Source organism: Streptomyces zagrosensis (genome assembly GCF_014203645.1).
GTDB classification, from domain to species: Bacteria; Actinomycetota; Actinomycetes; order Streptomycetales; family Streptomycetaceae; genus Streptomyces; species Streptomyces zagrosensis.
The window spans coordinates 193,373-210,796 of sequence record NZ_JACHJL010000014.1; the positions used below are offsets into that span (position 1 = coordinate 193,373).

Sequence of the window (17,424 nt, forward strand, 5' to 3'; positions counted from 1 at the left end):
GCCGGATAGGTGCCCCTCGCATCACAGCGGTGTAGCTCAGTCGGTAGAGCAAGCGGCTCATAATCGCTGTGTCACCGGTTCAAGTCCGGTCACCGCTACTGACAGTAGCCGATTGTGGGGTCGGTCCTTCGATCGGCTACTCTTTTCTGCGTTCATCCATCCGTCCCCGCGGGCTGACTCCCCTGGGGCGGCCCCACGTTCAAGGAGCACTCACGTGGCTGCCACCGACGTCCGCCCGAAGATCACGCTGGCCTGCGTGGAGTGCAAGGAGCGGAACTACATCACCAAGAAGAACCGGCGTAACAACCCGGACCGTCTTGAGATGAAGAAGCACTGCCCTCGTTGCAACTCGCACACCGCGCACCGCGAGACGCGATAATTTCAGGCTCGTTCGCGAGGCCGCTCCCAGCTGGGGAGCGGCCTCGCGGCGTTCTACGTAATGATCACGACTGTCGCAGGAGGTGCGAGCGATGCCGCTCGACGAGACGTACGTCGGACGGACCTATCCGCCCACCGAGCCGTACGAGGTGGGCCGGGAGAAGATCCGAGAGTTCGCCGAGGCGATCGGTGAGACCAATGGTGTCTACACCGATCCCGAGGTCGCGCGTGCACTCGGATATCCGGATGTGATCGCCCCACCGACCTTTGTGTTCTCCATCTCCTATCGCGCGGCGGGTCAGGTGATCCATGATCCGCAACTCGGTCTCGACTACAGCCGGGTCGTACACGGCGATCAAGGTTTTACGTACGCTCGACCTGTTCAGGCGGGCGATTGCCTATCGGTCACATCCACCATTGAGTCGGTGAGGTCCATGGCGGGTAACGACATCCTGGTCGTGCGCGGTGATGTGCACGATAAGAGCGGCGAACTCGTGGTGACCGCGCGCACGATGCTCGTGGCCCGTGGCGCTGACGGGAAGTGAGACAGATGGCAGCGAAGATTTCGTACGACGATATCGAGGTCGGCACCGAACTGCCCGCCCAGACCTTTCCGGTGACCCGCGAGACGCTTGTGCGGTACGCGGGTGCTTCCGGCGACTTCAATCCCATTCACTGGAATGAGAAGTTCGCCAAAGAGGTTGGGCTGCCCGACGTCATCGCACACGGCATGTTCACCATGGCCGTGGCGATCCGCGTCGTGACCGACTGGGTCGGTGACCCGGGGGCGGTCGCGGAGTACGGGGTGCGGTTCACCAAGCCCGTTGTCGTGCCGAACGACGACAAGGGCGCGCTCATCGAGGTCAGCGCCCGAGTGAGCGCCAAGCTTGACGACGAGGCGCGTACGGTACAGATCGACCTCACGGCGGTCAGTAGCGATCAAAAGGTGCTTGGCCGCTCCCGCGCGGTCGTCCGGCTCGGCTGAGTGCTTGCGCCGAAGTCGTTGCGTCGAAGTCGTTGCGCTAAAGCCGTCGCGCTGAGATGCCGCGTGGAGGCGCCGTACTGAGCCGTTGCGCAGGACCGCTGCAACCCCGCCCGCGCGGGGCGCGCAGGGCTGCTGTTGCGCCGGCTGGACCGCCTGCGTAGGCGGTGCTGGATGCGGGGACCGGGTCGCGCCCTGCCGGCGGCTGCTGCTGGCGAGAGCCGACTGGCTGCGCTGCACGCCGGGGCGCGTGCTCCGCGGAGCCGGGGTGGCAGTGCGTTTTCGCTGTCGCTACGAGGCCAGCACACTTGACTGCGTAGGTTATTGAGTAATAACTTACCTCCCATGGCGCACTCCACACCCCGAATGAGCGCGGACGAGCGGCGGTCCCTCGCGGTCCGTGCGGCGATGTCGGAGTTCTCCAAGGGCGGGTATCACGGCACCTCCACCGAGGTCATCGCCCGGCGCGTTGGCGTGTCCCAGCCGTACCTCTTCCGGCTCTTCCCCAACAAGAAGGCCCTCTTTCAGGCCGCCGCCGCGCACTGCTTCGCCCGGACGACCGAGACCTTCGTACGAGCCGCAGATGGCCTGCACGGCGAGGCGGCGCTGGAGGCGATGGGGGGCGCGTACTCCGCGCTCATCGTCGATCGGGAGCTGCTGCTGATGCAGATGCAGCTCTACGTCACGGCGGGCGGCGTGGATGACGAGGAACTTCTGGCGTACGTGCGGCAGGGCTGGCAGGAGGTATGGGAGACGGTCCGCGTGTTGAGTGGTGCGTCCGGGGAGGAGCTGGAGCAGTTCTTCTCCCGCGGGCTGCTCATCAACGTCCTGGTCACTCTGGGTATCCCCGGCGACGACCGGTGCTGGGCGACCTTTGACGAGTACAGCAAGAAGGCCGCGACGCGGACGGCGAGTGAGGTCGTGGGCGGTCCGCCCGGTTCTCCGGCCGATGGCGCCTGATCCCGGTCCGCCTCCGGTTGAGCGAGGCTAGTGGGCTCAAAGCAGCCCGAAGCGCTCGCGACTTCCCATCAATGACCCTGACCCACCTATGCCCGGCGTGGGTCTCGATCGCGTGCCGCGCAGACGTACGCCCCAGAAACTTAGTAATCAATCACTAACCTAGGAGTCTCGATGGTACGTGAAGACCGGCCGCCAACCCTGGCCGCCGCCGTGTGGACCCTGGTCATCACCAGCCTCGCCGGGTTCATGGCGGCGCTGGACAACCTCATCGTCATCACCGCCATACCCGACATCGGCAAGGACCTCGGGGGCGGGATCGAGGAGCTGGAATGGACCGTCAGCGCGTACACGCTCACCTTCGCCGTGCTGCTGATGCTCGGCGCCGCGCTCGGTGACCGCTTCGGGCGCCGGCGTCTGTTCCTCGTCGGCATCGCCGTCTTCACCGCCTCATCGGCCGCGGCGGCCCTCTCCTCCGACATAGGCGTGTTGATCGGCGCCCGCGCCGTACAGGGCGCCGGCGCGGCGTTGCTGATGCCCCTCAGCCTGACGCTGCTGACCGCCGCCGTCCCGGCGGAGCGGCGAGGGACCGCCTTCGGCATCTGGGGCGCGGTCAATGGCCTCGCCGTCGCCTGCGGACCGCTGATCGGCGGCGTCGTTGTGGAACACATTTCCTGGCAGTGGATCTTCTGGCTGAACGTGCCCATCGGTATCGTCTTGCTGCCCCTCGCCCGACTGCTACTCACCGAGAGCCGGGGCCCGGCCGATTCGCTCGACGTCGTTGGCACCGTGCTGGCCAGTCTCGGCCTGTTGGGCATCACCTTTGCCCTGATTCAGGGCAATATCGATGGCTGGGCCAGCGCGCAGGTGTTGACTGGGTTCGCGGTCGGGGGCGTGCTGCTGGTCGCCTTCGTACGCTGGGAGCTACGCACAGCCGCACCGATGCTGCCGATGCGACTGTTCCGGTCCCGGACGTTCAGCACCGTCAACGCCGCGGGGCTGCTGATGTACCTCGGGATGTTCGGTTCGATCTTCCTCCTCACCCAGTTCCTGCAACTCATCCAGGGCTACTCGCCACTGGAGGCGGGGCTGCGCATGTTGCCGTGGACCGCGATGCCGATGGTCGTCGCGCCCATCGCCGGTGTCCTCGCGGATCGGATCGACGGCCGTTTCATCGTCGCCACCGGGCTCGTGCTCATGGCCACGGGCATCGGCTGGTTGGCCGTCGTCGCCGAGCCGGGCCTCGCGTACGCGGCGCAAATCCTGCCCTTCGCGATCAGCGGCGTGGGCATGGCGCTCTTCTTCGCGCCCGTCTCGGCCCTGGTGATGAACTCCGTACGCCCGGCCGAGCAGGGCATCGCCTCGGGCGCGAGCAACGCGCTGCGCGAGATCGGCGGCACGCTGGGGGTCGCCCTCCTCGCCTCGGTCTTCAGCGCGCGAGGCGGCTACGGGTCGCCACGGGAGTTCACTGATGGCCTGGTGCCCGCGTTGTGGGTGGGGGCCGCGGCGCTGGCCGCCGCGGCATGCCTGGTGATGCTCGCACCGCGCCGGCGACCTGCCACGGAGACCGTGTTGGTGGATGCGGTGGATGCGGTGGACGCAACGTACCCGTTGGACGCGATGGACGTGCCCATGGTGGGTGCGGGGGTGCGGACGACACAGGAGGCTGCGAAGCCGCCGGTACGGGGGTGAGCGCGGGCACGTGCCTCGGGGCGGGCGGTACGGGTCTGGGGGCGGGCGGTACGGGTCTGGGGCGGGCCGGCAGGGCCGACCGGTCTCGACGGCTGGCCCGCCCCGAGGCGGCGAACGAGCGCGGGCCGCCGTGGCCCGCCCCGGCGCCCGCCGCCGGGGAGTGTCGTAGGCGTTCCGTACGCTTGGGCCTGTGCAGGAACTCCACGACGCGCCCCTCGCCCCGCTGACCACCTTCCGACTCGGGGGCCCCGCCACCCGGCTGATCACGGCCGCCACCGACGACGAGGTGATCACCGCCGTCCGCGCCGCCGACGCCGCCGGCACGCCGCTGCTGGTCATCGGCGGCGGCAGCAACCTGGTCATCTCCGACAAGGGCTTCGACGGCACCGCGCTGCGCATCGCCACCTCCGGGTTCGCTCTCGCCGCCGAGCCCACGGCCGCCGGCGGCGTCCAGTTGGAGCTCGCGGCGGGCGAGAACTGGTCCGACGCCGTGGCCCGCACGGTCGAAGCGGGGCTGGCCGGCATCGAGTGCCTGGCGGGCATCCCCGGCTCGGCGGGCGCCACGCCCATCCAGAACGTGGGCGCGTACGGGCAAGAGGTCTCCTCGGTCATCACCGAGGTCGTCGCCTATGACCGGCACACCGACGAGGTCGTGACCCTTGCGAACGCGGATTGCGGCTTCTCTTACCGGCACAGCCGCTTCAAACAGCACCCGAACCGCCATGTGGTGCTGCGCGTGCGGTTCGCACTGGAGGACGCGGGCGGGCTGTCCGCGCCAGTGAAGTACGCCGAGACGGCGCGGGTGCTCGGCGTCGAGGCCGGGGACCGGGTGCCGATCGGCACGGCCCGGGAGACCGTGTTGCGGCTGCGGGCGGGCAAGGGCATGGTGCTCGACCCGGAGGACCATGACACCTGGTCGGCAGGGTCGTTCTTCACCAACCCGATCCTCACCGATGCCGAGTACGCGACCTTCCTGACGCGGGTAGCGGAGCGGCTGGGTCCGGATGTGTTGCCGCCCGCCTATCCGGCGGGTGAAGGGCTGACCAAGACGTCCGCTGCATGGCTGATCGACAAGGCGGGCTTCACCAAGGGCTATGGGCAAGGCCCGGCCCGCATCTCCACCAAGCACACCCTGGCACTGACCAACCGAGGCGCAGCCACCACCGATGACCTGCTCGCACTGGCCCGCGAGGTGGTGGCCGGGGTGCGCGCCGCCTTTGGAATCACGCTGGTCAACGAGCCGGTGACGGTGGGAGTCGAGCTGTAGGGGTGGGGCTGCGCGGGGTGAGGGCATGAGCCGATACGGCGTGAGTCAAGCCGCCAGCCAGGCGTCGATCTCCGCGATCAGCCCGTCTCGCACACCCGCTGGTGCCGCCGAGCCGCGGATCGACTGGCGGGCCAACTCGGCCAGTTCCGGATCGGTGAAGCCGTGATGTTGGCGAACCAGTTCGTACTGGGCCGCCAGCCGGGAGCCGAACAGCAGCGGATCGTCCGCGCCGAGCGCCATCGGCACCCCCGCATCGAACAGCGCCCGCAGCGGCACGTCCGCGGCCTTCTCGTACACCCCGAGCGCCACATTGGACGCCGGGCACACCTCGCAGGTCACCTGCCGGTCGGCGAGGCGCTGTAGCAGTCGCGGGTCCTCGGCGGCCCGTACGCCATGGCCTACGCGCGCCGCGTGCAGGTCGTCCAGGCAGTCCCGCACGCTGCCAGGCCCGGCCAGCTCGCCGCCGTGCGGGGCGGCCAGCAGGCCGCCGTCACGGGCGATGGCGAACGCCCGGTCGAAGTCGCGGGCGAAGCCGCGCCGTTCGTCGTTGGACAGCCCGAAACCGACGACGCCCCGGTCCGCGTAGCGCACCGCGAGCCGGGCCAGGGTACGAGCGTCCAGCGGGTGCTTCATGCGGTTCGCGGCCACCAGGACCCGCATGCTGAGGCCCGTCTCCCGGGAGGCGCTGTCCACCGCGTCCAAAATGATCTCCAGGGCCGGGATCAGACCACCGAGCCGTGGCGCGTACGAGGTCGGATCGACCTGGATCTCCAGCCATCGAGACCCGTCCCGCACGTCCTCCTCGGCCGCCTCCCGCACCAGCCGCTGGATGTCCTCCGGCGTTCTCAGGCACGAGCGCGCGATGTCGTACAGCCGCTGGAAACGGAACCAGCCGCGCTCGTCGGTCGCGCGCAATCTGGGCGGCTCACCGCCGCTGAGAGCATCCGGAAGATGGACGCCGTATTTGTCGGCCAGTTCGATGAGCGTGCCGGGGCGCATCGAACCGGTGAAGTGCAAATGCAGATGCGCCTTGGGCAGCAGCCGCAGGTTCCGTCCGGTGGGGGCGTCGGCGGCACGTCCACCGGGGGAAGCGGGGGTGGGGAAGTGCAACATCCCCAGATCTTGCCGTATGGCCCGATGGACCCGGAAGCGGGTATCACCGATCGGTGACGGGTCCGCACAAGTGGACGGGCGCCCGGCTCACGCCGAGCGCCCGTCCGTCTCGCTGTTGCCCCTCGGTCGAGGGGCGCTGTCAGCGGGCCTCCGCCAGCAGCTTCTGCATCCGCGATACGCCTTCGGCCAGGTCCTCGTCGCCCAGCGCGTACGAGAGCCGCAGATAGCCGGGCGTGCCGAACGCCTCCCCCGGAACGACCGCGACCTCGACCTCTTCCAAGATCAGCTCGGCCAACTCCACCGACGACTGCGGGCGCTTGCCCCGGATCTCCTTGCCGAGCAGCGCCTTCACCGAGGGATACACGTAGAACGCGCCCTGCGGCTCGGGGCACTCGACGCCGTCGATCTCGTTCAGCATCCGCACGATCGTCTTGCGCCGCCGGTCGAACGCCTCCCGCATCTGCGCGACCGCGTCCAGGTTGCCGGAGACCGCCGCGAGAGCCGCAGCCTGCGCCACGTTGGACACGTTGGAGGTGGCGTGTGACTGGAGGTTGGTTGCGGCCTTGATGACGTCCTTGGGACCGATGACCCAGCCCACCCGCCAGCCCGTCATCGCGTACGTCTTGGCCACGCCGTTGACCACGATGCACTTGTCACGCAGCTCGGGCACGACGACCGGGAGCGAGGAGAACGTGGCGTCCCCGTAGACCAGGTGTTCGTAGATCTCGTCGGTCATCACCCACAGCCCGTGCCCGGCGGCCCAGCGGCCGACGGCCTCGACCTGCTCGCGCGGGTAGACCGCGCCGGTCGGGTTGGAGGGCGAGACGAAGAGGACGACCTTGGTCCGCTCGGTGCGCGCGGCCTCAAGCTGCTCGACGGAGACCTGGTAACCGGTCGTCTCATCGGCGACCACCGGCACCGGCACCCCGCCCGCCAACTGGATCGACTCGGGGTAGGTGGTCCAGTACGGGGCAGGGACGATGACTTCATCGCCCGGGTCGAGGATGGCGGCGAACGCCTGATAGATCGCCTGCTTCCCGCCGTTGGTGACCAGCACCTGGGACGCCTCGACCTCGTAGCCGGAGTCGCGCAGCGTCTTGGCGGCGATGGCGGCCTTCAGCTCGGGCAGCCCGCCGGCCGGGGTGTAGCGGTGGTTCTTCGGGTCGCGGCAGGCTGCCACTGCGGCCTCGACGATGTAGTCGGGCGTCGGGAAGTCCGGCTCGCCTGCGCCGAAGCCGATCACCGGACGGCCGGCGGCCTTCAGGGCCTTGGCCTTGGCGTCCACGGCGAGCGTCGCGGACTCGGAAATCGAACCGACGCGGGCCGATACCCGGCGGTCGGTAGGAGCGGTCTCTGGAGGGGTAGCAGCGGTCATGGCTGCATCGTCGCAGACCGGCTCCGCGGGTGGCACGGGGGTTTGACCGGTCGTTGTGCCGCCGATCGTTCGACTGCTGGCCCTTCAGCACGTACACTCATGCGTCGTCGGGTCCCAACAGCCGTTCCAGCTCACGCACTCCGTGCAGCTAGCTGGATGCTGTACGTTGGGGGTCACAAAGGGTCGTAGCTCAATTGGTAGAGCACTGGTCTCCAAAACCAGCGGTTGGGGGTTCAAGTCCCTCCGGCCCTGCTACACACATCTGGCAGGTTTGGATGTGTGCATGCGAAGGTACCCAAATGCACCGCTGTGCGGCCGGACCGGACGCGGCACGGCCACGACCCGGATTCAGGTGAGGACGAGTGACGGAAGCCCTTGGCTCCACCGCAACGCCTGAAAGCGGTCGTCCTGAAGACGACGAGGCCGCCAAGAAGGGCCGCCGTGGTGGCAAGCGCGGGAAGAAGGGGCCGTTTGGCCGTCTCGCGCTTTTCTACCGCCAGATCGTCGCGGAGCTACGCAAGGTCGTCTGGCCTTCGCGTCAGCAGCTCTCGACGTACACCACCGTAGTGATCGTCTTCGTTGTCATCATGATCGGTCTTGTTACCGTGATTGACTACGGGTTCAACGAAGTCGTCAAATACATCTTCGGCTGATCCCGCGTAGGGCACCGCGCACCCGTGCGGCGCCCCTATCGCACGTTCCACCCCTCATGTAGCCAGGAAGAAGCAGCCACCGTGTCTGACCCGAACCTGAACGACGCCATCGAGCCCGGCGAGGGCGAAGAGGCTGCGGCGACGGATGGCCCGGTGGCTGCCCCGAGTGCGGCCGATGAGGGCGTCACCCCTGGTGTCACCGAGGGAGCAGCCGACGAGGCCGCTGCCGACGCTGCTGCCAGCGAGCCGGCCGCCGAGCCGCTCGTGGAGGCTGAGGTTGTCGCGGAGATCGCCGAGGACGCTGCGGTCGCCGAGGACACTGCGGACGTCGAGGCCGCTGAGGCTGGGGACGCTGCTGAGGACGCTGTGGCTACCGAGGACGCTGAGGTCGAGGTCGAGGCCGACACTGAGGATGCAGACGACGCCGAGGACGCCGCACACGAGGACGTAGACGCTGCCGAAGAGGCCGAGGCGACTGACGAGGCCGAAGAGGTTGCAGAGGTCGCTGTTGACCCGGTCGAGGCGTTGCGTGCGGAACTGCGCGCGCTGCCCGGCGAGTGGTACGTGATTCACACCTACGCGGGATACGAGAACCGGGTAAAGACCAACCTTGAGCAGCGCGCCGTCTCGCTCAACGTTGAGGACTACATCTTCGCGGCCGAGGTGCCGCAGGAAGAGGTCGTCCAGATCAAGAACGGCGACCGTCGTACGGTCCGGCAGAACAAGCTCCCCGGCTACGTGCTGGTGCGCATGGACCTGACGAACGAGTCCTGGGGCGTCGTGCGGAACACGCCGGGCGTCACCGGCTTCGTGGGCAACGCCTACGACCCGTACCCGCTGACCCTGGACGAGATCGTGAAGATGCTCGCCCCGGAGGCCGAGGAAGCCGCTGCCAAGGCCGCTGCCGCCGAGTCCGGCCTCCCGGCGCCGAGCCGCAAGCTTGAGGTCCAGGTCCTCGACTTCGAGGTGGGCGACTCCGTCACCGTCACCGACGGCCCGTTCGCAACGTTGCAGGCGACCATCAACGAGATCAACGCCGACTCGAAGAAGGTCAAGGGCCTCGTTGAGATCTTCGGCCGCGAGACGCCGGTCGAGCTGAGCTTCGACCAGATCCAGAAGAACTAGCTTCTTCGGACCGCATCAACCACTGCCGAGCAGGTCGGACCGGCTCTCCCAAGCCCCCGCAAAAGGGCCCAGGAGAACCGTCTGACCTGCTCGGTTTTTGGCCGCACAGCTATACCCGTTATCGTTGTGCGGTATGCCTCCATCCGGACGATCGGATGGACAGGCGAAAACCTCTCACTCAGACCCGGAGAGAGCATGCCTCCCAAGAAGAAGAAGAAGGTCACGGGGCTAATCAAGCTCCAGATCCAGGCCGGTGCGGCCAACCCGGCTCCGCCGGTCGGCCCCGCGCTGGGTCAGCACGGCGTCAACATCATGGAGTTCTGCAAGGCCTACAACGTCGCGACCGAGTCGCAGCGTGGCATGGTCGTGCCGGTGGAGATCACGGTCTACGAAGACCGCTCCTTCACCTTCATCACCAAGACTCCGCCGGCTGCCAAGCTGATCCTCAAGGCCGCGGGCGTGGACAAGGGCTCAGGCGAGCCGCACAAGACCAAGGTCGCCAAGGTCACCCGCGACCAGGTCCGTGACATCGCCACCGCCAAGATGGCCGACCTGAACGCCAACGACCTCGACGCCGCCGAGAAGATCATCGCCGGCACCGCCCGTTCGATGGGCGTCACGGTCGAGGGCTGAGCACCTCCACGTCCCGGGGACCGATTCCCCAGTGGAAGGGCCAGGCGCTGGCCCGTACCACGACTCCATCCCTGACTCGCGGCGGCAGCTGTGAGTGCGACAACCAGGAGCAGCAGTGAAGCGCAGCAAGGCTTTCCGCGGCGCGGATGAGCAGATCGACCGGGAGCGGCTGTACGCCCCGCTTGAGGCCATCCGTCTCGCTAAGGACACCACCTCTTCCAAGTTCGACGCGACCGTCGAGGTTGCCATGCGGCTGGGCGTTGACCCTCGCAAGGCCGACCAGATGGTTCGCGGCACCGTAAACCTGCCGCACGGCACCGGCAAGACCGCCCGGGTCCTGGTCTTCGCGACCGGTGACCGTGCCGCAGCCGCGGAGGCCGCGGGCGCCGACATCGTCGGCTCCGACGAACTGATCGACGAGGTCGCCAAGGGCCGTCTCGACTTCGACGCCGTCGTCGCGACCCCGGACCTGATGGGCAAGGTCGGCCGACTCGGCCGCGTGCTCGGTCCGCGTGGTCTGATGCCGAACCCGAAGACCGGCACCGTGACCCCGGACGTCACCAAGGCTGTCACCGACATCAAGGGTGGCAAGATCGAATTCCGCGTCGACAAGCACTCGAACTTGCACTTCATCGTCGGCAAGGTGTCGTTCGGCGAGCAGCAGTTGGTCGAGAACTACGCGGCGGCGCTGGACGAGATCCTTCGTCTGAAGCCGTCTGCCGCGAAGGGCCGTTACATCAGGAAGGCCGTGGTGACCACCACGATGGGGCCGAGCATCCCGCTCGACTCCAACCGCACTCGTAACCTGCTCTCGGAGGAAGACGCCGTCTGATCTTTCAGGCGTCCTTCCCCTACGCACAAGCCCCGCATCTTCGTGGAGATGCGGGGCTTGTGCGTTGCGCTGTCGTGCTCCTCGGCTACTCTCCTGAGAGGAAGTAAACAAGAATTAAAGAGGGGGACGTTGTGCGTAGTTCGCGTAAGGCAGCCCGGTTCGGCACCGGTGCCGCGGCTGCGGTGGGAGGTCTGGCGCTGCTGGCCGGTCTGACCGCGTGCGGCAGCGACTCCGGTAACAGTGACAAGCCGGCGTCTGCGAAGAACGCGATAGCCGCGCTTCAACTCGCCTCCGAGAGCACGGATAAGCAGCACTCGGCGAAGGTCGATGGCAGCACCGCGATAGCGGGCGCGAAGTCCGAGATGTCCGGCAGCATGGACTGGTCGGACGGCATGCGGGCCTCGATGACCATCACGCAGCACGGCGGCGCGTCCGACCAGACGGGGTTGAGCGGCAAGCCGATGGAGGCTCGCTACACCCCAGATGCGATGTTCATGAACCTCGGCGACAAGTTCGCCAGCGCGCCGGAGTCCGGCGGCAAGCACTGGATGAAGTACGACTACGCCACGCTCGCCGAGAAGGCGGGCCCCTCGGGCAAGTTCCTCAAGGACCAGATGAAGAACACCGACCCGGCGCGCGCTGTGCAGGTGTTGATCGCCACCGGCAAGGTGCGCGAGGTCGGCAAGGAGGACGTGCGGGGCAGCAAGACCACGCACTACACCGGCGTGGTGAACGTCTCAGAGCTGGCCAAGATGCAGTCCGAGGACCTGTCCAAGCAGGATCTGCTCGACCTACAGGAGCAGCTCAAGCAATCTGGCATGGAGACCGAAACCGTCGATCTGTGGATCGGTGACGACAACCTCCTGGTCAAGAAGCGGGAGCACGCCCAGAGCAGCCAGGGCACGTTCGAGACGACGGTGTTCTACACCGACTACGGCACCGACGTCAGCGTCGAGGAGCCGCCCGTATCGGACACCATGAACTTCGAGGAAGCGCTGGCACAGCAGGGCCAGTAGCCCGGATTTGCCCGTTCGCAATGCGTTCGCGTACTCTTCCACAGAAGCCAAAGACCGCTGGTTGTTGCCGTGCCTCGACAGAGATACGGCGGCCGAAGGATTCCGCTAACTGCGGACGGCCTGCGTAGGTGTCTGTGGATGAGTTCCCGGAGTTTCTCCGGTTGAGCTACGCCCCGTGCGCCTGCGCCGGGGCGTTTGTTGTGCCCAGTCTCCTTCCTCCAGCCGATGCGGTCCGATCACCCGGAAGGAGGCCGAGACTCATGGTGAGGCCCGATAAGGCTGCCGCGGTTGCCGAGCTGACGGACAAGTTCCGTAGTTCAAGTGCCGCAGTGGTCACGGCGTACACCGGTCTGAGCGTTGCGCAGCTCCAGGAGCTGCGCCGTTCTCTCGGTGAGAACGCCCAGTACCGCGTGGCGAAGAACACACTGACCAAGATCGCGGCCAACGAGGCCGGGATCACCTCGCTCGACGACCTGTTCACGGGTTCGACGGCGATCGCCTTCGTCACCGGCGACCCGGTGGAGTCGGCGAAGGGTCTGCGCGACTTCGCCAAGGACAACCCGCATCTCGTCATCAAGGGCGGTGTCCTTGATGGTAAGGCGCTGTCCGCCGATGAGATCAACAAGCTTGCGGACCTTGAGTCCCGTGAGGTTCTGCTCTCCAAGCTGGCGGGTGCCATGAAGGGCAAGCAGTCTCAGGCTGCTGCGCTCTTCCAGGCCCTTCCGTCGAAGTTCATCCGCACCGCGGAAGCGCTTCGCGCCAAGAAGGAAGAAGAGCAGGGCGGTGCCGAGTAATTCGGCTCACGCATTGATCGCCGCATAGAGCGACGGTCGCAGCGGGCCCGTCTACGGAGCAATGCCGTAAGGCACACGCCCGCCGACATGTACATCCGGCACCAGCCGAATTAGTGGAAGGACCGCCATCATGGCGAAGCTCAGCCAGGAAGACCTGCTCGCGCAGTTCGAGGGCATGACCCTCATCGAGCTCTCCGAGTTCGTAAAGGCCTTCGAGGAGAAGTTCGACGTCACCGCCGCCGCCCCGGCCGCCGTCGCTGCCGCCGCTCCGGGTCAGGGTGGCGGCGCCGAGGCCGTCGAGGAGCAGGACGAGTTCGACGTCATCCTCACCGGGGCCGGCGAGAAGAAGATCCAGGTCATCAAGGTCGTGCGTGAGCTGACCTCGCTGGGTCTGAAGGAGGCCAAGGACCTCGTCGATGGCACTCCGAAGGCCGTCGTGGAGAAGGTCAACAAGGAGGCCGCGAACAAGGCCAAGGAGTCCCTTGAGGCCGCCGGCGCGTCGGTTGAGGTCAAGTAACGACCTCCCTCTCGCGCGCCCCGCTGCGCGCGATCTGAGTCGCTGACTCAACTGTTTTCAGGGCGATCACCCATCAGGGTGGTCGCCCTGGCGCGTTCGGGCACCGGGTACGGTGTCTTAGCGCTCGCGTGTCAGTGCCTGCGGGTATGGTGATCTTCGTTGACGCGTCGGTATGTTCTGTGACGATCTCGGCGCGCGGGTGGCCCTTGACGAACGGCACGTGGCGCGCAATTCTCAGGACGCGAGGTCAGACCGGGCTCAGATGGATTTCCGGGCTGAGGCATGGAACGAGCGCCAAGCGGGAAGCCTTGCCGCAGGCGTTGGAAGACGGCGTGGGAAGACAACGAGGGGGCAACTCCTCGCGGAGGGAGAGGTTGGCGCTGCCAGTCTCCGGATATCCGCTCTGGACATCAGTGGGCCAAGTGGCTACACTGACCCTTTGCGCTGCCGTTTAGCTGCCCCCTGCCCGTCACCAGGGGCATGCCCGCACGTGAGTACGCCGACTGAAACACCCTGATCAGGGCTTTTGTTCTGTGTGCTCCGTAGGGACCGGTATGCGCGTAGTGAGTCCGAGCCCTCGGAAGGACCCCCTCTTGGCCGCCTCGCGCAACGCCTCGACTGCCAATACGAACACCGGCGACAGCACTGCCCCGCTGCGCATCTCTTTTGCGAAGATCAAGGAACCCCTCGGGGTCCCGAACCTCCTCGCGCTGCAGACCGAAAGCTTCGACTGGCTGCTCGGCAATGCCGCCTGGAAGGCTCGCGTCGAGGCCGCGCTGGAGAGTGGACAGGACGTCCCCAGGAAGTCAGGTCTGGAAGAGATCTTCGAGGAGATTTCTCCGATCGAGGATTTCTCCGGGTCGATGTCGCTGACGTTTCGTGACCACCGCTTCGAGCCTCCGAAGAACTCGATCGACGAGTGCAAGGAGCGCGACTTCACATACGCCGCGCCGCTCTTCGTCACCGCCGAGTTCACCAACAACGAGACCGGTGAGATCAAGTCTCAGACGGTCTTCATGGGCGACTTCCCGCTCATGACCAACAAGGGCACCTTCTGCATCAACGGCACCGAGCGTGTCGTCGTTTCGCAGCTAGTCCGCTCGCCGGGCGTCTACTTTGACAGTGTCATCGACAAGACCTCCGATAAGGACATCTTCACCTCCAAGATCATCCCGTCCCGGGGTGCCTGGCTGGAGATGGAGGTTGACAAGCGCGACATGGTCGGTGTGCGCATCGACCGGAAGCGTAAGCAGTCCGTTACCGTACTTCTGAAGGCGCTCGGCTGGACCACCGAGCAGATCCTGGAGGAGTTCGGCGAGTACGAGTCCATGCGCGCCACCCTGGAGAAGGACCACACCCAGGGTCAGGACGATGCGCTGCTCGACATCTACCGCAAGCTGCGTCCGGGCGAGCCGCCCACGCGTGAGGCCGCGCAGACGCTTCTTGAGAACCTGTACTTCAACCCGAAGCGCTACGACCTGGCCAAGGTCGGTCGCTACAAGGTCAACAAGAAGCTCGGTGCCGACCAGCCGTTGGACGCCGGCGTGCTGACCAACGAGGACGTCATCGCGACGATCAGGTACTTGGTCAAGCTGCACGCTGGCGAGACCGAGACGCGCGGTGAGAACGGCAACACGATCGTCGTCGAGACCGACGACATCGACCACTTCGGCAACCGTCGTCTGCGGAACGTCGGTGAGCTGATCCAAAACCAGGTCCGTACGGGTCTCGCCCGTATGGAGCGTGTCGTGCGTGAGCGCATGACCACCCAGGACGTCGAGGCGATTACGCCGCAGACGCTGATCAACATCCGGCCGGTCGTCGCCTCCATCAAGGAGTTCTTCGGCACCAGCCAGCTCTCCCAGTTCATGGACCAGACCAACCCGCTGTCGGGTCTGACCCACAAGCGTCGTCTTTCGGCGCTTGGCCCCGGTGGTCTGTCCCGTGAGCGGGCCGGCTTCGAGGTCCGTGACGTGCACCCCTCGCACTACGGCCGGATGTGCCCGATCGAGACGCCGGAAGGCCCGAACATCGGCCTGATCGGCTCGCTCGCCTCCTACGGCCGGGTCAACGCCTTCGGCTTCGTGGAGACCCCGTACCGCAAGGTCACCGGCGGCCAGGTCACCGACGACGTGGACTACCTGACCGCGGACGAGGAAGACCGCTTCGTCATCGCGCAGGCCAACGCGCCGCTCAGCGATGACATGCGATTCGCTGAGTCCCGCGTGCTGGTGCGCCGCCGTGGCGGCGAGGTGGACTACATCCCGGGCGACGAGGTCGACTACATGGATGTTTCGCCGCGCCAGATGGTGTCGGTCGCGACGGCCATGATCCCCTTCCTTGAGCACGACGACGCCAACCGCGCGCTCATGGGCTCGAACATGATGCGTCAGGCCGTGCCGCTGATCAAGGCGGAGGCGCCGCTGGTCGGCACCGGCATGGAGTACCGCTGCGCGGTTGATGCCGGCGACGTCATCAAGGCCGAGAAGCACGGTGTCGTCCAGGAGGTCTCCGCCGACTACGTGACGGTGGCCAACGACGACGCTACGTACACGACCTACCGCATCGCGAAGTTCTCCCGCTCCAACCAGGGCACCTCCTTCAACCAGAAGGTCGTCGTGGATGAGGGCGCCCGCGTGGTCACCGGCCAGGTGCTCGCCGATGGTCCGTCCACCGAAGAGGGGGAGATGGCCCTTGGCAAGAACCTCCTGGTGGCGTTCATGCCGTGGGAGGGTCACAACTACGAGGACGCGATCATCCTCAGCCAGCGTTTGGTGCAGGACGACGTCCTCTCCTCGATTCACATCGAGGAGCACGAGGTTGACGCCCGAGACACCAAGCTCGGCCCCGAGGAGATCACCCGGGACATCCCGAACGTCTCCGAGGAGGTCCTGGCCGACCTCGACGAGCGCGGCATCATCCGTATCGGTGCCGAGGTCGTCGCGGGCGACATCCTCGTCGGCAAGGTCACGCCCAAGGGCGAGACCGAGCTGACCCCCGAGGAGCGGCTGCTGCGCGCGATCTTCGGCGAGAAGGCCCGTGAGGTCCGTGACACCTCGCTGAAGGTGCCGCACGGCGAGATCGGCAAGGTCATCGGCGTCCGCGTCTTCGACCGCGAGGAGGGTGACGAGCTGCCGCCCGGCGTGAACCAGCTCGTGCGTGTCTACGTCGCCCAAAAGCGCAAGATCACCGATGGTGACAAGCTCGCCGGCCGACACGGCAACAAGGGCGTCATCTCGAAGATCCTGCCGGTCGAGGACATGCCGTTCATGGAGGACGGCACCCCGGTTGACATCATCCTCAACCCGCTGGGTGTCCCGTCCCGAATGAACCCGGGCCAGGTCCTGGAGATCCACCTCGGCTGGCTGGCCTCACAGGGCTGGAAGGTCGATGGTGACGAGGAGTGGATGAAGCGGCTCCAGATGATTGGCGCCGACGAGGTGACCGGCGGCACCAACGTCGCGACCCCGGTCTTCGACGGCGCCCGCGAGGACGAGATCGCCGGTCTCTTCCAGGCCGCTGTCCCGAACCGGGACGGCGAGCGGATGGTGCAGTCCACCGGCAAGGCATGGATGTTCGACGGTCGCTCCGGCGAGCCGTTCCCGGACCCGATTTCGGTCGGCTACATGTACATCCTCAAGCTGCACCACCTGGTGGACGACAAGCTGCACGCCCGGTCCACCGGCCCGTACAGCATGATCACCCAGCAGCCGCTGGGTGGTAAGGCTCAGTTCGGTGGCCAGCGCTTCGGCGAAATGGAGGTGTGGGCGCTGGAGGCATACGGCGCCGCGTACGCCCTCCAGGAGCTGCTGACGATCAAGTCCGACGACGTGACCGGCCGTGTGAAGGTCTACGAGGCCATCGTCAAGGGCGAAAACATTCCGGAGCCCGGCATCCCCGAGTCCTTCAAGGTGCTCATCAAGGAGATGCAGTCCCTGTGCCTCAACGTGGAGGTGCTGTCCTCGGACGGCATGTCCATCGAGATGCGTGACACTGACGAAGATGTCTTCCGCGCGGCGGAGGAGCTCGGAATCGACCTGTCCCGGCGAGAGCCGAGCAGCGTCGAAGAGGTCTGACGGGCCCGACCGGG

16 protein-coding genes and 2 tRNA genes are annotated in these 17,424 nt (G+C 66.6%); 16 read left to right on the forward strand and 2 right to left on the reverse strand.

The window, feature by feature from the left end; all coding sequences use genetic code 11:
- Nucleotides 1–25: 25 nt before the first annotated feature.
- The 7 genes from FHS42_RS24880 (at nucleotide 26) to FHS42_RS24910 (ending at nucleotide 5,276) form a co-directional block, all read left to right on the forward strand.
- Nucleotides 26–98 (forward strand) — tRNA-Met (locus tag FHS42_RS24880).
- A gap of 116 nt (nucleotides 99–214) precedes the next feature.
- Nucleotides 215–379 carry a 50S ribosomal protein L33 gene (rpmG, locus tag FHS42_RS38715; protein ID WP_003956487.1) on the forward strand — a complete coding sequence of 55 codons (165 nt, stop codon included), beginning with the start codon at nucleotides 215–217 and terminating at the stop codon, nucleotides 377–379.
- A 91-nt stretch (nucleotides 380–470) separates the two neighbouring features.
- Nucleotides 471–923, forward strand: coding sequence for a MaoC family dehydratase N-terminal domain-containing protein (locus FHS42_RS24890; protein WP_184575636.1), 453 nt, complete (start codon nucleotides 471–473; stop codon nucleotides 921–923).
- A 5-nt stretch (nucleotides 924–928) separates the two neighbouring features.
- Nucleotides 929–1,363 (forward strand): MaoC family dehydratase, encoded by a 435-nt coding sequence (locus FHS42_RS24895; protein ID WP_184575638.1) that lies wholly within the window; start codon nucleotides 929–931, stop codon nucleotides 1,361–1,363.
- A gap of 342 nt (nucleotides 1,364–1,705) precedes the next feature.
- On the forward strand, nucleotides 1,706–2,320 hold the full coding sequence (locus FHS42_RS24900; RefSeq protein WP_246495363.1) for a TetR/AcrR family transcriptional regulator: 615 nt from the start codon (nucleotides 1,706–1,708) through the stop codon (nucleotides 2,318–2,320).
- A gap of 171 nt (nucleotides 2,321–2,491) precedes the next feature.
- Entirely contained in the window at nucleotides 2,492–4,009 is a 1,518-nt protein-coding gene (locus FHS42_RS24905; RefSeq protein ID WP_184575640.1) for a DHA2 family efflux MFS transporter permease subunit, read from the forward strand.
- 190 nt (nucleotides 4,010–4,199) lie between these two features.
- A complete protein-coding gene (locus FHS42_RS24910; RefSeq protein ID WP_184575641.1) occupies nucleotides 4,200–5,276 on the forward strand; it encodes a UDP-N-acetylmuramate dehydrogenase in 1,077 nt (358 codons plus the stop codon).
- A 45-nt stretch (nucleotides 5,277–5,321) separates the two neighbouring features.
- On the opposite strand, the gene FHS42_RS24915 is transcribed toward FHS42_RS24910, so the two are convergent.
- The gene (locus FHS42_RS24915; protein ID WP_184575643.1) at nucleotides 5,322–6,389 is read right to left on the reverse strand and encodes an adenosine deaminase; all 1,068 of its coding nucleotides are present in this window, start codon (nucleotides 6,387–6,389) and stop codon (nucleotides 5,322–5,324) included.
- Nucleotides 6,390–6,528: 139 nt separating this feature from the next.
- Nucleotides 6,529–7,764, reverse strand: coding sequence for a pyridoxal phosphate-dependent aminotransferase (locus FHS42_RS24920; RefSeq protein ID WP_184575645.1), 1,236 nt, complete (start codon nucleotides 7,762–7,764; stop codon nucleotides 6,529–6,531).
- A gap of 179 nt (nucleotides 7,765–7,943) precedes the next feature.
- Here FHS42_RS24920 and FHS42_RS24925 point away from each other — a divergent pair.
- From FHS42_RS24925 to rpoB, 9 genes are all read left to right on the forward strand, one after another.
- Nucleotides 7,944–8,016: transfer RNA gene (locus tag FHS42_RS24925), tRNA-Trp, on the forward strand.
- A 110-nt stretch (nucleotides 8,017–8,126) separates the two neighbouring features.
- The gene (secE, locus tag FHS42_RS24930; protein ID WP_184575647.1) at nucleotides 8,127–8,417 is read left to right on the forward strand and encodes a preprotein translocase subunit SecE; all 291 of its coding nucleotides are present in this window, start codon (nucleotides 8,127–8,129) and stop codon (nucleotides 8,415–8,417) included.
- 81 nt (nucleotides 8,418–8,498) lie between these two features.
- A complete protein-coding gene (gene nusG / locus FHS42_RS24935) occupies nucleotides 8,499–9,542 on the forward strand; it encodes a transcription termination/antitermination protein NusG (protein WP_376772687.1) in 1,044 nt (347 codons plus the stop codon).
- A gap of 195 nt (nucleotides 9,543–9,737) precedes the next feature.
- Nucleotides 9,738–10,175: a 50S ribosomal protein L11 gene (gene rplK / locus FHS42_RS24940; RefSeq protein ID WP_184575649.1), complete on the forward strand. Its 438-nt coding sequence runs from the start codon at nucleotides 9,738–9,740 to the stop codon at nucleotides 10,173–10,175.
- 115 nt (nucleotides 10,176–10,290) lie between these two features.
- Nucleotides 10,291–11,007 carry a 50S ribosomal protein L1 gene (gene rplA / locus FHS42_RS24945; RefSeq protein ID WP_184575651.1) on the forward strand — a complete coding sequence of 239 codons (717 nt, stop codon included), beginning with the start codon at nucleotides 10,291–10,293 and terminating at the stop codon, nucleotides 11,005–11,007.
- 131 nt (nucleotides 11,008–11,138) lie between these two features.
- Entirely contained in the window at nucleotides 11,139–12,023 is an 885-nt protein-coding gene (locus FHS42_RS24950; RefSeq protein ID WP_312867022.1) for an SCO4651 family lipoprotein, read from the forward strand.
- 260 nt (nucleotides 12,024–12,283) lie between these two features.
- The gene (rplJ, locus tag FHS42_RS24955) at nucleotides 12,284–12,817 is read left to right on the forward strand and encodes a 50S ribosomal protein L10 (RefSeq protein WP_184575653.1); all 534 of its coding nucleotides are present in this window, start codon (nucleotides 12,284–12,286) and stop codon (nucleotides 12,815–12,817) included.
- Nucleotides 12,818–12,947: 130 nt separating this feature from the next.
- On the forward strand, nucleotides 12,948–13,334 hold the full coding sequence (gene rplL, locus FHS42_RS24960) for a 50S ribosomal protein L7/L12 (RefSeq protein WP_184575655.1): 387 nt from the start codon (nucleotides 12,948–12,950) through the stop codon (nucleotides 13,332–13,334).
- A 593-nt stretch (nucleotides 13,335–13,927) separates the two neighbouring features.
- Complete coding sequence (rpoB, locus tag FHS42_RS24965; RefSeq protein WP_184575657.1) at nucleotides 13,928–17,410, forward strand: DNA-directed RNA polymerase subunit beta; 3,483 nt, start codon at nucleotides 13,928–13,930, stop codon at nucleotides 17,408–17,410.
- Nucleotides 17,411–17,424 lie beyond the last annotated feature (14 nt).

Excerpts from the sequence above, each read along its gene's own strand:
- FHS42_RS24895 (WP_184575638.1), top strand. The coding sequence starts at position 929 with ATGGCAGCGAAGATTTCGTACGACGATATCGAGGTCGGCACCGAACTG.
- rplK (WP_184575649.1), top strand. The coding sequence starts at position 9,738 with ATGCCTCCCAAGAAGAAGAAGAAGGTCACGGGGCTAATCAAGCTCCAG.
- rplL (WP_184575655.1), top strand. The coding sequence starts at position 12,948 with ATGGCGAAGCTCAGCCAGGAAGACCTGCTCGCGCAGTTCGAGGGCATG.
- FHS42_RS24890 (WP_184575636.1), top strand. The coding sequence starts at position 471 with ATGCCGCTCGACGAGACGTACGTCGGACGGACCTATCCGCCCACCGAG.
- FHS42_RS24905 (WP_184575640.1), top strand. The coding sequence starts at position 2,492 with ATGGTACGTGAAGACCGGCCGCCAACCCTGGCCGCCGCCGTGTGGACC.
- rplJ (WP_184575653.1), top strand. The coding sequence starts at position 12,284 with ATGGTGAGGCCCGATAAGGCTGCCGCGGTTGCCGAGCTGACGGACAAG.
- FHS42_RS24915 (WP_184575643.1), bottom strand. The coding sequence starts at position 6,389 with ATGTTGCACTTCCCCACCCCCGCTTCCCCCGGTGGACGTGCCGCCGAC.
- FHS42_RS24920 (WP_184575645.1), bottom strand. The coding sequence starts at position 7,764 with ATGACCGCTGCTACCCCTCCAGAGACCGCTCCTACCGACCGCCGGGTA.
- FHS42_RS24900 (WP_246495363.1), top strand. The coding sequence starts at position 1,706 with ATGGCGCACTCCACACCCCGAATGAGCGCGGACGAGCGGCGGTCCCTC.